The following is a 14,703-nucleotide window of genomic DNA, read 5'->3' as shown; positions in this document are numbered from 1 at the left end:
CTCCTATTCCGCCGCAATCATCGCCCGGAGGTCGATCATGTGACCGGCGCGAAGCCGCTTCGTCTCCAGATACCGGACATTCTCGTCGTTGACCGTGCCGGTGACGGCGACCCGCGCCTTGACGGTGATGCCGCCGGCCTTCAAGGCGGCGATCTTGCTCGGATTGTTGGTGTGCAGCACGACCTTTGCGATACCGAGCAGGCGAAGCATGGCAATGGCCGCCTCGTAGCGGCGATGGTCTTCGCCAAAGCCCAGCATGGCATCGGCGTCGATCGTGTCGAGGCCGAGATGCTGATAGCCGTAGGCGCGCATCTTGGCGCCGATGCCGGTACCGCGACCCTCCTGGTCGAGATAGAGGAGCACGCCGCCGCCGGCCTCCTTCAACTGGTGAAGACCATTGCGCAGCTGGTCGCCGCAGTCGCATTTCAGCGAGCCGCAGAGATCGCCCGTCAGGCAGGAGGAGTGGATACGCACCGGAACGGGCCGGGACGTGTCCGGCTTGCCGACCACGATGGCGACCTGGTCCTTCTGCGCCAGCCCACCGCGGAAGACGACAAAATCCGCTCGGCCCAGATCCTTCAGTGGCACAGGCGTGCGCACGACGATCTCGAAATTCTGGCGCGCCGTGCCGGAACCGGCGAGCGCCTTATGGTCCAGAGAGCAACAGGCGGCGAAGCGGTCCTCGATCCCGGTGACGTCGGCGCAGATGACGGCCGGCAGCAGCAGCGCGGTACGGGCGAGCTCTGCTGCGGCTTCCATGGCCGCGTTGCCGGCCTCATGGAAAAGCGGCCTCTTCGCATCCAGTGCGTAGGCCAGCCGGGACGCTTCGGCAAAGGAGACATCCTTCAGCGGCACGGCGATCCCGTCTTCGGCGGGAACACCAAGCTTGGCGGCGCGTTGCGTGGTCAGGTAAAGGTTATGCGTCCTCCCCACGGCGATGGCGAACTGGTCGTAGATATCCGGTGCGACGCTGTCGAGTGCCAGTGCGGCCAGCTTGCTTTTGCCGTCTTTCAGGATCACCGGGCGCCCGAACCGGAGTTCCGCAACGGCCCGCTCCACGTCCATTGCGGAAGTCGAAAATTGAAACGGAGAGTTTTCAGCCATTGCCATGATATGTCGATCCTGTCTTGCGGATAGTGTCGTGCATAGGTGCCCGTACGCCAGCCAAAGGTTCATTCGTCGGCGAAAAAAGATGACGGCCCTGGCGACGGGGCATGTTTGCGGGCCGCCTTGACGCGTCCGGCAAATAAATGTCGGCTGCACCGAACCTTTTTTCAGCTCCAAGCGTACTTACGACGTGAAAGCAATGACGGATCAGATTGGGAGAGGCTCAGAGTTGGACAGACAGACTTTGTCGGCACGCATCATTGAAGATCAGGCCGAGGCCCTTTGGCTCCCGTCAGCCGGCACGTGCGAGCTGCGCCCGGAAGCGCTCCGCCCGCCGCAAAACGGCGAAGTGCTGGTGCGCGCCCTTTTCAGCGGCATCAGCCGCGGCACGGAATCCCTCGTCTTCGCCGGCAAGGTGCCGGAGGCCGAAAGGGCGCGGATGCGCGGGCCGCATATGGCCGGCGATTTCTCCTTTCCGGTCAAATACGGCTACTGCCTCGTCGGGCGTGTCGAGGCGGGAGAAGGCTATCTCCTCGGCCGGACCGTCTTCTGCCTGCATCCGCATCAATCGGCATTCGTCACCACCGCGGATATGGTCGTGACGCTTCCGGACAATCTGCCCGCCGAGCGCGCCGTTCTGGCGGCCAACATGGAAACCGCGCTGAACATCGTCTGGGACGCCGGCATCCTGCCCGGCGACCGCGTGGCGGTCTTCGGCGCCGGCGTCGTCGGCTCGCTGGTCGCGTATCTCGCAAGCCGCATCATCGGAACGGACGTGGTGTTGGTCGACCGTAACGCTCGGAGGAGCGATCTTGCCGAAAAGCTTGGCCTCACCTTCGTTGAAGGCGACGCGCTGGACGGCGATTTTGACGTCCTGGTCAACGCATCGGCCTCCGCCGCCGCACTCGCCCAGGCGCTGGAGCATGCGGCTTTCGAGGCGCGCATTGTCGAGGCGAGCTGGCATGGTGATGCGCCGGTGTCGCTGCCGCTCGGTGGCGCTTTCCACTCCAAACGGCTGTCGCTGATCAGTTCGCAGGTCGGCGCCGTGCCGCCGGCAAGGCGCGCCCGCTGGACTTTCGCAAGGCGGCTTTCCAAGGCGCTGGAGCTGCTGCAGGACGACCGCCTCGACGCCCTCGTTTCCGGCGAAACCGCCTTCGCGGACATCGCCGAAGCCTACCCCAAGATCCTGTCGGACCCCGGCACGCTGTGTCATCGCATCCGCTACTGAAGAAAGAAGAGACATGTTTGCAGTTGAAGTCCGTGATCACATCATGATCGCCCACAGCCTTCCCCGTCCCGTATTCGGCCCCGCCCAGGCCACCCACGGCGCCACCTTCGTCGTCGACGCCGCCTTCTTCACAGCTGACGTCGACGAGGACGGGCTTGCCGTCGATATCGGTGCGGCGACGACGGTGCTCGGCGAGGTGGTCAAGCCGCTCAACTACCAGAACCTCGACAATGTCGAAGCCTTCAAGGGGAAGGTGTCGACGACGGAAGTGATCGCCAAGCACATCTTCGACGAGCTCAAGAAGGCGGTTGGCGAAAAGCGCCTCGGCCCCGGCAGCCACCGCATCGTCAAGATCCGCGTCACGCTGCATGAATCGCACGTCGCCCGCGGCTGGTACGAGGCCGAGCTTTGAGCCGGACGCTCGTCTTCGCCTATCCCGGTGACCTGCAGCTGAAGACCGGCGGTTACGGCTATGACCGGGAAATGATCGCCGGGCTGCAGGCGCTCGGCTGGTCCGTGACGCTGCTTGCGCTCGGCGAAGGGTTTCCGTCACCGTCGCCTGAGGCAAAGAGTGAAGCCGAAAGCCGGCTGTCGTCCTTGGACGATGGCGCATTGGTGCTGATCGACGGTCTCGCCTTCGGCGTCCTCAACGAGTGGGCTGAGCGCGAAACCGGCCGGCTGAACATCGTCGCCCTGGTTCACCATCCGCTGGCGCTTGAAAGTGGCATCGATGCGCAAACGCAGACACGCCTGCACGAAAGCGAGCGGCGGGCGCTCTCCTTCGTCCGCCATGTCGTCGTCACCTCCAACGGCACGGCCCGCGAACTCATTGCCAATTTCGGTGTCCCTCCGGAGCGGATCACCGTCGCGCTACCCGGCACCAGGCCGGCACCCGTCGCCTCGGGGAATGGTGAGCCGCCGCACATCGTTTCCGTCGGCACGCTGACGCCGCGCAAGGCCCATGACGTGCTCATCGATGCGTTGAAAAGGGTGGAATATCTCCCGTGGCGGGCGACGATCGCCGGCAACAAGACGCTGCATCCCGAGACGGCAGATGCGCTCGCCACGCAGATCGAAAGACTTGGCCTGTCGGATCGCATCTCTCTGGTCGGCGAACGCGACGACATTCGCCAGTTGATGGCGACCGGTGACATCTTCGCGCTGGCGAGCCGCTACGAAGGCTATGGCATGGTGTTCGCCGAAGCCCTGTCGCAGGGCCTGCCGATCGTCGCCTGCCGTGCCGGCGCCATTCCCGAGGTCGTGCCGGAGGAGGCGGGCTTCCTCACCCCTGCCGACGATGTCGAAGCTTTCGCCGGCTCTCTCCGCAAGCTGCTGTCCGATGGCGCGTTGCGCCGCCGGATGGCCGATGCCGCCCGGCGGGCCGGCGAAAAACTACCCGATTGGCCGGAGACGGCGCGGATCATCTCCCAAACACTGGAGGCACGCCTATGAGCGGCTTCGACAAGGATTGGCTCGGCCTGCGCGAACCGGCGGACATGGCCGCCCGCGACCCGGTGCTGATCGGCATGCTCGCCGGTCGCCTGCACGAGGCCGAAGACCCGGCCATTCTCGATATCGGCTGCGGCACGGGGTCCACATGGCGCAGCCTCAATGAGCATCTGCCGGCCGGCTCCCGCTGGCTCCTGCTCGACCACGATCCGCTGCTGCTGGACGAAGCGCAGCGCCGGATCGGCGTGGACGGGACCGTCGGCTACCGGCAGTTCGACCTCACCGATCTCGACGACCTTCCTCTGCAGGATATCTCCGTCGTCACGGCCTCGGCCCTGTTCGATCTGGTGTCGGATGATTTTTGCGCCGCCTTTGTCGAGCGCCTGGCCGGTCATGGCTGCGGTCTCTACGCGGCGTTGAATTATGATGGCGTCGTTTCCTGGTCGCATGCCCATCCGCTCGATGCCGACATGGTCGCCGCCTTCAACCGGCACCAGCAGACCGACAAGGGTTTTGGTCCGGCTTTGGGGCCAGGGGCGACGGCGTGTCTGGAAAAACATCTCGGCGCAAGCGGCTACGCAACTTTCACGAGACCGAGCCCTTGGCGGATGGACGCATCGTCGGCGGCGCTGCAGGAGGCCTTTCTGCTCGGCTTTCACCAGCCGCTCGTGGAGATGTCCGGCAAGTCGACCGACGAAATAGAGGACTGGCTGTCCTTCCGCATCGAGGCGATTGGCAGGCCCGGCAGCCTATGCGAAGTCGGTCACTTCGACCTGATCGCCTTTCGCGGCTGAGGGGCTTTCGGGCTTCAGCTGACAGTCGAACAGGATGTCGCTGCCGAGGCTGTAGACGCTGGTTGCCGGTCGATGCGCGCTGGACAGGCGCTCGATCGGCGGCAGGCTGATGCCGCTCGGTCCCGAGCCGATGATGATGGGCGACACGGCGACATGCAGGCGGTCGACGAGCCCCGCCTCGATGAAGCGGGCAATTGTCCTGGCGCCGCCTTCGACGAGGATCCGGTCGAGACCGCGTTTGCCAAGTTCGTTCAGGATGTCGTGGGTCGCAAGCCCGTTTTCGCAAGGCGAGAGGCGGATCACCTCGGCATTGCCGAGCGGCTCGCCGTCGGCATGAGCGCTGCGAAACACGATCACCGGCGCGCCGCCATCGGAGAACAGGCCCTCCGAGCCCGTCAGCCGGCCGTGACAGTCGATCACCACGCGCACCGGACTGGGGCCAGAAACGAGGCGCACGGACAGCCGCGGGTCGTCTGCCGTCACCGTGTGCTCGCCGACGATGACGGCATCCACCAGCGCCCGGCAGCGGTGCAGGTGCATGAGCCCGTCCGGCCCGGAAATGTCGCGGGCGTCTCCCGAAGGTGTTGCGACGCGGCCGTCGAGCGATTGGCCGACCTGGGCCAGCACGAAGCGACCCTTGGCCTCGGCGATCGGGCCATAGACGGCATAGGCCGGATCGTGCGACGGCGAACCAATGGCTGCCCCTTGCCTCATGGCAAGGATCCAGTCCCAGGTCTCGTCTGTCATGTCGATGGACTGCATCGCCAAGGTGCTTTCCTACAGGATCCGATAGAGCGTCACGTCGCGCTTGATGACATGGTGCATCAGCACCGCTCCGATATGTAACGCGAAAAGTGCCAGCAGGATCCATGAGCTCCAGTAATGAATGCCTGAAAGCGTCCAGGCGATGCTCGGGGTCTTGCCGATCGGGCTCCAGATTTCGACGAGGCCGAACCATTCCAGCGGAAAGCCGTGTGCGTTGGTCGCCAGGAAGCCGGTGACCGGCATGATGATCAGGAAGGCATAGAGCAGGCCGTGCACGGCATTCGCGGCAAATTTCTCGATGGCCGGGCCTTCATGCTCCGGGCTGCGGGTCAGCAACTTGTTACCGACACGGATCAGCATCAGCCACAGGATCAGGAAGCCGAAGCTCTCATGCACCATGTAGAAGGTCAGGGAGGACTCGTTCTTGATGAATTGGATGACGAAGCCGAGGGGCCATGTCAGGAGAACCAGTCCGGCGATCGCCCAGTGGAGGATGCGTGTCGTTGATGGATGACGCTCGACGCGGATCCAGGCCTGCGTCGGACCTCTGACGCCTTCATGCGCCTCTGTTTCAATGGTGTTGAGCACTCTGCCCTCCAGTGTTTCCCCCAGGCGCCGGTCAACCGAGACCAAACGTCCTCCCGTGCCTGCGCTGGAAATGGACTGACGACCGCCCCTTGCTGTCGTCATCTGCAGCTAGGTACCCGTTGCGCCGGGAATGGTTCATTGCCAGGCAAGAAAAAGTACATGAAAGACGGCCACGGGGCGAATCGGCCGTTCGGGATGGGAGGAGGAAGCGGCAGGCCATGCCTGCCGTCGCCCGTTCACTCGCAGGCGGGTGCTTCAGTCATGACCGAGGCTAGAACCTTGCATGCGTCCAGCATCGGCGCTCCGTCGCGTGTCGTCACGCCGGCCTCGAGCGCTTGCTTGACCGCCTGCGGGCTGAGGCCCGGATTTGCGGCGAGCAGCAGGGCGGCGACGCCGGTCACATGCGCGGTCGCCACGGAGGAGCCGGACACATAGCGGTATTCGTCGTGCGGGGCTGTCGAGATGACATCGACAGCGGGGGCGGGGATGCCCTCGCTGGTGGATTTGCCCGCGGCGATGACGCCGGGACCTGACGCCGGGAAGGCTGGCGTCTTGCCGTCTCCCCAGGCGGCGACGACGACGACACCCTTGCCGATCGCCGACTGGACGAGTTCCTCCAGAAGCGGATCGGCCGGTCCGCCGAGGCTCATGTTGATGATGTCGAAATCATTGACGATCGCGAAGTTCAGCGCGCGGGCCAGCGAGAAGCTGTTGCAATGGCCGGGGCTGCCCTGCGCCTGCCAGCAGGCTCTGAAAGCGCTGAGCTGAGCCTCCGGTGCGACGCCGACAATGCCGGTGGCGTTGGTCGCATCGGCCGCAATGATCCCGGCCATCGCCGTACCGTGCGCCTCGGCCAGTCCGTCGGCCGGCTGTGCGTCGACGAAATTGTGGAACGAGGCAAGCCGCCCGGCAAGGTCCGGATGGGTGCCGTCGATGGCCGAATCCACCACCGCGACCTTTACGCCGGCGCCTTTCGATATGCGTTGCGCGGGCGCGGCATTGATCTCGGTAAGCGCGTACTGGGCGGGAAAATACGGGTCGGAATAGGGCGTCTCGAACGTGTCGAAATCCTGGACGCGCTGCACGGTCCTGATCCTCGGGTCGGCGCTAAGGTCGGCCATCAGCCGGTCGACATCCGTGTTGCGGTCGATATCCATCACCAGGCAGTGGACGCCGATGGAGGACAACGGCCACTCCGCCGTCAGTGTGACATGGAACTGTGCTTCGAGCGCGTCCGCCAGGGCATCGATGCCGCTGCGGTCCGCAAGCGGCACGGTGAGGATCAGATGCGTGTTCGCCACGATCGAGTTGGCCGGCACCAGCCGATAGGGCATCTCGGGAGGCGCCGACTGGGCTGCCGCCCCGAAAGCGGAGGTGACGGTCAGAATTGCGGCGAGGGTCGTGCGGATCATGGTCATTCGACGGGTGCTGCAAAGATGATTTCGGGCGTGGACATCAACGCCTTGGAAAGCGCCGCCAGATCGGCCCCGCTCTTGGCCTTCGTCGTGTAGACGCCTGCCTTCGAGGGACCACCGTCGAGTGCCAGGCCGTATTTGCCGAGAATGGTCTGCAGTTCGTCGGTGCTGACGCCGGGCGTCGTCTGGAATTTGATGACATCGTGTGCGGCTGTGTTGCTTGCCGTCAAGGTTTGGAAGTCGCCATCCGTCGGAAGCGTCATCACGGCGACCATGACGCAGGCCGCCGCGCCGATGCCGGAAAGCATCATGCCCCCCTGGTGTTGCCTGAGCCAGGTCCTGAGGCTGAAGGCCGGCTTGGCGGCACGCCGTTCGGACGAGATCCGCTCGCGCAAGGTCTCCCAGCTGCGCGAGACGGGCGCCTCGAACGTCTCTGTGGCGGCAACGTGGCCGGCGAGCTTGCGCTGGCGGGCAATTTCCTCGGCGCAGTCGCGGCAGGTCAGCGCGTGCCGCCTGACCGCGTCCATCTCGTCTTTTGGCAGCGAGCCGTTCACGTACCATGGGATCAGCTCCATGATGCCATCGTGGCCGTCAGTGGGTGTCTGGTTTCGAAGGTCAAGCAACTGCGTTCTCCGAATAGGTGGGCAGATCGTCGGACAGCATGTCGTGCAGGCGCTGCCGCGCGGTCATCATTCGCGTTTTCACTGTGCCGACCGGGCAGCCGAGGATTTCGGCAATCTCCTTGTAGAGATAGCCGTTGTAGTAGGTCAGTTCGACGACGGCGCGCAGTTCGGGCGTCAACTGCTGCAGGGCCGTATGAATGTCCTTCTGGTTCATGATCGCGTCGGCGGTGTCCTGTTCGTCGTGCACCATGTCTTCCTCCAGCGCCACCGTTCCCTTGTGCCGCCCGTTGCTGCGCGCCTGCTTCAGCGCCAGCCGATAGGCGATGCCGAAAATCCAGGACGAGGGCTTCGAGCGTCCCTCAAACCGGTCGGCCGTGCGCCAGACCACCATCAGCGTGTCATTGGCAATTTCTTCGGCGGCTTCCGTGCTGTCGATGACGCGCCTGGCGAAATGCATCAGCTTCGGGAAATACTGGCCATGGAGGCGCTCGAAGGCGTTCACGTCACCGGCCGCGATCGCTTTCAACAGGCGCAGATCCGCCGCGACGGAGCCTCCCCTGAATGTCGACTGGACGGATTTGAGTATGCCCATTTAGAAATTTCGCCTTGCTCTCTGCACCCGTGAGTGTTCCCGAACGGCCGGAAGGTTCATTGCCTTCCGGTTTTATTTTTGGTCGCGCACATCCTTCCCGTTGGTAAATGGCGGCGCACGGGCGCCGCGTCAGGGAGGCCGACAGGGCGCCGATCGCATAGTGGGTTGAATCTTGCCGGCTTTCAATCCGCAAAGGACCGTCCTGTCGGTAGGTCCTCCCGTGGGGCGGTGACGGCCTAGCGATAGGTCTCGTTGGTCCGGCGGTCGAGCTCTTCGCTGTAACGGCGCAGCGCGTGCTGTTCGGTCAGGAGGCCGAGGACGCGCATCGACGACCGGTTCTCGACGACCGCGAGCGCATCGCACTCGGCCTTGGTGAAGATGTCGATCGCCTGGCGGATGTTCTGGTCGGGCGTCAGCATGGTTTCGGTCAGGCGCAACAGGTCGGTGAGTGTCTCTGCCACGTCGCCCTCGTCACGGTACAGGTCGGGCACATAGACGATGCCGCAATAGCGGCCGTCGTAATCCGTGACGATCACGCGCTGGGTCGCGCCCAGAGGAAAGTCGCGGCGCACGCGCTCCAGCGGCGTGTCGACGAGGACGGTGCGCACGTCCTTGCGCATCATCCGCCCGACGCTCAGTTCCCTGACCCAGCCGACATCGGCGGCGCTGCGGATGGATTCTCCGCGCAGGTGGAAGCGCCACGTGGCGAATGAATAGCCGAACACCCGCCGCGCCGTCAGTGATGAGACGACGGCCGCCGCCAGCACCGCCGCCGTTAGCGGCAGGCTGCCCGTGGTTTCGAGCGCCAGGAAGGACATGGTCAGCGGCGCGCCGAGCACGGCGGTCGCCATGGCGCACATGCCGATGATCGCCACCACCATGGCGGGGATCTGCAGGCCGAAGGCGAGCATCCAGCCGATGGCGACGAGCTTGCCGAGCATCGCGCCAAGAAACAGCGAGGCAAAGAACAGGCCGCCGCGAAAGCCGCTGGCGATCGATGTCGCCGAGGCGAGAATCTTCAGGACGATCAGCATCAGCAGGAAAGGCGCCGTATAATAGGCGCCGAAGCCGACATGCAGTGCCGAGTGTCCGGACGACAGCACCGCAGGCGTCACCAGCGCCATGGCCCCGACGCAGGTGCCGCCGACAACGGGACGCGCCCAGACCGGCAGCCGGCTTGCCGTAAACAGGCGCTCCATGAGCGTCACCGTCATCATCATGGCGATCGCCACCAGCGAACTGAGGAATGCCATGAAGAAGACGAGGGTGTAGTCGGACAATGACAACGCGCCGGCGAAACCGACCTGGAAGGACGCCTGCGGCATCACGAAGCGCATGACCCCGAAGGCCGAGATCGCCGCGACCACGACGGGCGCCAGCATGCCGATGGAATAGGTCGAGATGATCAGCTCGAAGGCATAGAATGCGCCCGTCAGCGGCGCATCGAAGGCCGCCGCGATCGCGCCGGCCGCGCCGCAGCCGACCAGTGTGCGCAGGTCGTTGCGGCGCACGTGAAAGAGCTTGCCGATCTTGGAGGCGAGCGCCGAGCCGATCTGGGTGTAGCCGGCCTCCATGCCGATCGAGCCGCCGACCCCGTTCGACACCATGGTCTGCAGGACGAGGAACAGGCTGCCGCGGATCGGCATGCGGCCGCCGTAGAGCGCATTGGCCTCCACCGGGTCGATGATCTGCAGCGTCTTGCGCCGCTGGTGGATGAAGGCCAGCAGACCGACGAGAATGCCGCCCGCCGCCGGCACGAAGAAGGCCCTCAGGGGGTCTACGAACTCCGCGCCGCTGACCTCATGGCCCTCGACGGCGAAGAGTATGTGGTGAACCCACTGGATGACGAAGACCATGCCGGCGACGCACAGGCCTGCAAGCGCCCCGATGACGGCCGCCAGCAGCGCCAGCGCCATCTCGTCGCTGCGGATGAGCGCACGGACCTTGCGGGGGATTATCGAGTGCCGGGAGGTGTCTGTCTCGGCGCTCCTGTCGTCTGGCACGGTAAATTCGGACATCGTCAGGTGTAGATATAGCGATCGTAAAGCTCCGCTATATACGCCGTAACCGGGCCGGGGCAACCGTCGCCGACTTGTCTTCCGTCAATCTTTGTCACCGGCGTGATGCCGCCGAGCGTGCCGGTGACGAAGGCTTCCGAGGCGTTGTAGACTTCCGCGAGTGTGAAGTCGTGCTGGCGCACCGTCTTTCCGGCGCCGGCATAGAGGCTGATCACCTTCTTGCGGGTGATGCCGCAGAAATTGAACCGGCCGGTCGAGGTCCAGAGTTCGTCGCCGCGAACGATGAAGAAATTGGTCGAATTGCAGCTTGCGACAAATCCGCTCGGGTCGAGCATCAGCGCCTCGTCCGCCCCGGCATTGATCGCCTGGATCAGCGCCTGGATGAAGTTCAAACGGCTGTGCGAGTTGAGGCGCAGGTCGAAGACGTCCGGCGTGCTGCAGCGGATGGTCGAGGTCAGCAGCGCCAGCCCCTTCTGCTTCGATTCCGGCTTCGGCTTCTTGAATTCGGCGACGACGACGATGGTCGCCTGTCCGAGCGCGAAGCGCGGGTCCTGGTTCGGCGTCTTCTTCTTGCCGCGCGTGACCATCAGGCGGATATGCGCGCCGTCGGTCATGTTGTTGCGGTTCAGCGTCTCCCACAGGATGTCGGTCATCTGCTGGCGGGTGACGCCGATGTCGAGCTGGATCGAATTGGCGCCCTCGTAGAGGCGGTCGAGATGTTCGTCGAGCGCCAGCAGCTTGCCGTTGATCAGCCGCAGGCCTTCCCACACGCCGTCGCCGAGCACGAAGCCGGCGTCGAAGATCGACACCTTCGCCTCGTCGCGGGCGAAGAACTCGCCGTTGACGTAAATCTGGACATGCTCGTTGCGTTCGTCGTCGACATATCCCTGGGAGCTCGTATTGCTGGCAACGGTCGGGTTCATGTGTCTTTCCCTTTCGGACGTCTGCTGGGGCCGAGAGCTCTAGCTCTCAGAATGAGAATTCGGTGAAGCGCTTCAGGAAGGCCTGGGTGCGTTCCTGCTTCGGGTGCTTCAGCACCTCGTCGGGCGTGCCCACCTCGTGGAAGCCGCCGTCGGCGAGGAAGATGACCTTGGTCGCGAAGTGATAGGCGAAGCCGAGCTCGTGGGTGACGAGCAGCATGGTGCGGCCTTCCTCGGCAAGCTTGCGGATGACGCGCAGCACCTCGCCGACGAGCTCCGGGTCAAGCGACGAGGTGGGTTCGTCGAAGAGCAGGATTTCCGGTTCCATCGCCAGCGCCCGGGCGATCGCCACGCGCTGCTGCTGGCCGCCCGACAGCCGCCCCGGATAGGCGTGGACCTTGTCGGAAAGCCCGACCTTGTTGAGCTCCGCCATGGCGATCTCGCGCGCCTCGGCCTTCTTCATTTTCTTGACGGTGAGAAGGCCCTCCATGACGTTCTCGATCACCGTCATGTGCGGGAAGAGATTGAACTGCTGGAACACCATGCCGACGCGCTCGCGCACCTCGCACAGCTGCTTTTCGGAATAGGCGCGCTGTTCGCTCTTGCCAGAGGGCTTGCCGAGAACATTGCCGTCGAGTTCGATGGTGCCTGAGGTCGGCATCTCCATGAAGTTGAGGCAGCGCAGGAAGGTGCTCTTGCCCGAACCGCTGCCGCCGATGATGGCGACGCGTTCGCCCGGTTCGACGGAAAAGTCGATGCCCTTGAGGACGTGGTGATCGCCGAACCACTTGTTCAGGCCGGCGACGCGGATGATGGCGTTGGACATCAGAATTCTCCCATTCTCGCCGCGCTCAATCCCTGGCCGCCATCCGCCGCTCGAGGCGTGCGGAAAGGTAGCTGCCGGGATAGATCAGGACGAAATAGACAAAGGCGACCGTGGTCAGGATTTCGAGCGGCCGGTAATAGGTCGAGCTCAACAGCCGGCCCTGGTACATGAGTTCGTGCACCGAGAGCACGGAGGCGAGCGAGGACATCTTGGCGACTTCGATCGCCCGGTTGGTGAACGCCGGCAGCATGCGCTTGAAGACCTGCGGCAGGATGATCCGGCGGAGCGTCGCCGCCCCCGTCATCCCGAGCGCCTTGGCGCCTTCCCACTGGCCGCGCACCACCGACTGGATGCCGCCGCGGAAGATTTCCGCCGAGTAGGCCGAGGTATTGAGCGTCAGGCCGAGCAGGGCCGCTTGGAACGGCGTCATCTGCAGGCCGATCAGGATCGGCAGCGCATAGAAGAACCAGATGAGCTGGATGAGGACCGGCGTATCGCGGAAAAGCTCGATGTAGACGAGGCTTGGCCAGCGCAGCGCGGCAAAGCGCGACAGGCGGGCCAGCGCCAGGAACAGTCCGAGCGAAACGCCGATCGCCACGCTCGGCAGCCAGAGTTCGATGGTGACCACCAGCCCGCGCATGAGGACCGGAAAGCTCTGGAGAATGAGGTTGAAATCGATCTGATAGGACATCGCTTCACTGCCTCATCGATAGGCCGTCAGCCGCGCCTCGGCGAAACGCGCGAGCGCGCTGGCCGATACCAGCAGGGTGACGTACATGAGCGCGATGCTCGTGTAGACTTCGAGCGGTCGGAAGGTCTCGCTGTTGACCAGCATCGCCTGGTAGAGGAGATCGGCATAGGCGAGCGTCGAGGCGAGCGCCGTGGTCTTCAGGAGCTCGAAGGAGCGTTCGACGAAGGGCGGGATCATCCGCGTGATCGCCTGCGGCAGGATGATGCGCCGCATCAGCGCCGACCGGCTCATGCCCAGCGCGCGTGCGCCCTCCCACTGGCCCTTCTCGATCGAGACGATGCCGCCGCGAAACACTTCGGCGTAGAAGGCGCCCGACTGGGTCGACAGCGCCAGGACGGCGGCCACGAACGGGTCGAGGCTGATGTTCATGACGACCGGCAGCGCATAGAAGAACCAGAAGAAATGGATGATCGGCGGGGTGTTGCGGTAGAACTCGATGAAGGCGATCGCCGGTGCCCGGACAAGCCGCCGGTCGGAGAGCCGCATCAGCGCCAAGAGCATGCCGACGGCCACGCCGAAGACGATGGAGACGGCGGCGATCTTGACCGTGTTCAAGAGGCCGATCAACAGGATGTCCGATCTCTCCAGCACGGGAGAGAAGTCCCATTTGTAGCTCATGATCTGGAATTCCGGAGCCGGGCGGGCGGAGCGATGACAGGCCCCGCGCGCCTCGTGAGGAAAAATGCGGCCCAAGGCAAGGGGAGGAGCTTGCCCCGGACCGCGTCAGCGCATCAGTTCCAGGCTTCCTTGACGAGGCCCGGTATGCCGCTGGGATCGATGCCCTTCGAGGTCATGTAGGCCTTGAAGAGTTCGTCGGGAACGCCGGCCTTGTAGAGTTCGGCGAACTGTTCGCTGACCCAGTTCTTGAAGGCGGGGTTGTCTTCCTTGCGCATGCCGGCGCTGGTCGCGACGGGCGTGACCGGCTGCGGCAGGATGACCTTGCCGAGCTTGAGGCGGGCGTACTGGACGACGAGGGCAGGGTGGAACAGCACGACCACGTCGACGCGCTTGGCCGCAAACGCCGCGACGGCTTCGTCATTGTTGGAGAAGCGGCTGATCTCGGCAGACTTCATCATGGCAGTGACGTTCTTGTCGACCGACGTGCCGAGGACGACGCCGACGCGCGTGCCGGCCTTGTCGAGATCGGTCCAGGTCTTGGCGTCCGAATCCTCGGCCACCAGCGCGCCGAGCGCGTAGTAGAACAGCGGCGCTTCCGGGAAGTCGACCGCCTTGCGGCGCTCCTCGGTCGGGTCGAGGACGAACATCAGGTCGATCTGGTCGGCCTGCAGGGCGGCGACCGCGTTCGCCCAGGTGGTTTCGACCGGCACCAGTTCGACGCCGAGCTTGTCGGCGAGCTTCTGGCCCATGGCGACGCCGACGCCGGTCCATTTCTCGGTCATAGGGTCCTTGAAGAACCACGGCTCTGCCGAGGTGACGCCGATGCGGAGCTTGCCGCTGGCCTTGATCTTGTCGAGCGTCGACGGGTCTTCTGCGAATGCCGGCACGGTGAGTGCGGCAAGCGAAAGGCCGCTGATGACCATGAAATTTCGGCGTGTCGTGTTCATGACTTCAATCCTCTGTCAGGTTTCGTGAATTTGGCCGCTTCGGGCTTCTCTTTGCGTTGGTG

General features: G+C 64.4%; 16 protein-coding genes. 4 read left to right on the top strand and 12 right to left on the bottom strand.

All coding sequences use genetic code 11. The features are described from left to right. Positions 1-3: 3 nt before the first annotated feature. Positions 4-1,104: a GTP cyclohydrolase II RibA gene (gene ribA, locus ACU5AZ_RS05520; RefSeq protein WP_446825929.1), complete on the bottom strand. Its 1,101-nt coding sequence runs from the start codon at positions 1,102-1,104 to the stop codon at positions 4-6. Between the two features lie 232 nt (positions 1,105-1,336). Here ribA and ACU5AZ_RS05515 point away from each other — a divergent pair, with 232 nt between their 5' ends. From ACU5AZ_RS05515 to ACU5AZ_RS05500, 4 genes are read left to right on the top strand one after another with little or no spacing between them, the layout of a single operon-like run. Continuing rightward, positions 1,337-2,335, top strand: coding sequence for a zinc-dependent alcohol dehydrogenase (locus tag ACU5AZ_RS05515; RefSeq protein WP_446825022.1), 999 nt, complete (start codon positions 1,337-1,339; stop codon positions 2,333-2,335). A gap of 13 nt (positions 2,336-2,348) precedes the next feature. Beyond that, positions 2,349-2,747: a 6-pyruvoyl trahydropterin synthase family protein gene (locus tag ACU5AZ_RS05510; protein ID WP_446825021.1), complete on the top strand. Its 399-nt coding sequence runs from the start codon at positions 2,349-2,351 to the stop codon at positions 2,745-2,747. Next, positions 2,744-3,787: a glycosyltransferase gene (locus ACU5AZ_RS05505; RefSeq protein WP_446825020.1), complete on the top strand. Its 1,044-nt coding sequence runs from the start codon at positions 2,744-2,746 to the stop codon at positions 3,785-3,787. Before ACU5AZ_RS05510 ends, ACU5AZ_RS05505 begins: the two co-directional genes overlap by 4 nt. Beyond that, the gene (locus ACU5AZ_RS05500) at positions 3,784-4,578 is read left to right on the top strand and encodes a methyltransferase domain-containing protein (RefSeq protein WP_446825019.1); all 795 of its coding nucleotides are present in this window, start codon (positions 3,784-3,786) and stop codon (positions 4,576-4,578) included. Before ACU5AZ_RS05505 ends, ACU5AZ_RS05500 begins: the two co-directional genes overlap by 4 nt. Here the strand turns inward: ACU5AZ_RS05500 and ACU5AZ_RS05495 are convergent. The 11 genes from ACU5AZ_RS05495 to ACU5AZ_RS05445 form a co-directional block, all read right to left on the bottom strand. Beyond that, a complete protein-coding gene (locus ACU5AZ_RS05495; protein ID WP_446825928.1) occupies positions 4,534-5,340 on the bottom strand; it encodes a RibD family protein in 807 nt (268 codons plus the stop codon). The two genes, ACU5AZ_RS05500 and ACU5AZ_RS05495, sit on opposite strands and share 45 nt — an antisense overlap. A 15-nt stretch (positions 5,341-5,355) precedes the next feature. Next, positions 5,356-5,871, bottom strand: coding sequence for a cytochrome b (locus ACU5AZ_RS05490; RefSeq protein WP_446825927.1), 516 nt, complete (start codon positions 5,869-5,871; stop codon positions 5,356-5,358). Between the two features lie 296 nt (positions 5,872-6,167). Further along, positions 6,168-7,349, bottom strand: a complete 1,182-nt coding sequence (locus ACU5AZ_RS05485) for a S8 family peptidase (protein ID WP_446825018.1) — start codon at positions 7,347-7,349, stop codon at positions 6,168-6,170. Then, a complete protein-coding gene (locus ACU5AZ_RS05480) occupies positions 7,346-7,969 on the bottom strand; it encodes an anti-sigma factor family protein (protein ID WP_446825017.1) in 624 nt (207 codons plus the stop codon). Before ACU5AZ_RS05480 ends, ACU5AZ_RS05485 begins: the two co-directional genes overlap by 4 nt. Then, positions 7,962-8,561 carry an RNA polymerase sigma factor gene (locus ACU5AZ_RS05475; protein WP_446825016.1) on the bottom strand — a complete coding sequence of 200 codons (600 nt, stop codon included), beginning with the start codon at positions 8,559-8,561 and terminating at the stop codon, positions 7,962-7,964. Before ACU5AZ_RS05475 ends, ACU5AZ_RS05480 begins: the two co-directional genes overlap by 8 nt. 236 nt (positions 8,562-8,797) lie before the next feature. Next, the gene (locus ACU5AZ_RS05470) at positions 8,798-10,477 is read right to left on the bottom strand and encodes a chloride channel protein (RefSeq protein WP_446825926.1); all 1,680 of its coding nucleotides are present in this window, start codon (positions 10,475-10,477) and stop codon (positions 8,798-8,800) included. Between the two features lie 104 nt (positions 10,478-10,581). After that, the gene (locus ACU5AZ_RS05465) at positions 10,582-11,502 is read right to left on the bottom strand and encodes an aminotransferase class IV (protein ID WP_446825015.1); all 921 of its coding nucleotides are present in this window, start codon (positions 11,500-11,502) and stop codon (positions 10,582-10,584) included. Positions 11,503-11,548: 46 nt separating this feature from the next. Beyond that, positions 11,549-12,325 carry an amino acid ABC transporter ATP-binding protein gene (locus ACU5AZ_RS05460; RefSeq protein ID WP_446825014.1) on the bottom strand — a complete coding sequence of 259 codons (777 nt, stop codon included), beginning with the start codon at positions 12,323-12,325 and terminating at the stop codon, positions 11,549-11,551. A gap of 25 nt (positions 12,326-12,350) precedes the next feature. Next, complete coding sequence (locus tag ACU5AZ_RS05455) at positions 12,351-13,016, bottom strand: amino acid ABC transporter permease (protein WP_446825013.1); 666 nt, start codon at positions 13,014-13,016, stop codon at positions 12,351-12,353. Between the two features lie 12 nt (positions 13,017-13,028). Next, the gene (locus tag ACU5AZ_RS05450) at positions 13,029-13,694 is read right to left on the bottom strand and encodes an amino acid ABC transporter permease (RefSeq protein ID WP_446825012.1); all 666 of its coding nucleotides are present in this window, start codon (positions 13,692-13,694) and stop codon (positions 13,029-13,031) included. Between the two features lie 113 nt (positions 13,695-13,807). Continuing rightward, a complete protein-coding gene (locus ACU5AZ_RS05445) occupies positions 13,808-14,641 on the bottom strand; it encodes a transporter substrate-binding domain-containing protein (RefSeq protein WP_446825011.1) in 834 nt (277 codons plus the stop codon). Between the last annotated feature and the right edge of the window lie 62 nt (positions 14,642-14,703).

This window comes from Rhizobium sp. PAMB 3182 (genome assembly GCF_052908355.1).
The sequence above is the reverse complement of the archived record's forward strand: the minus strand, read 5'-3'. Positions and strand labels throughout refer to the sequence as shown.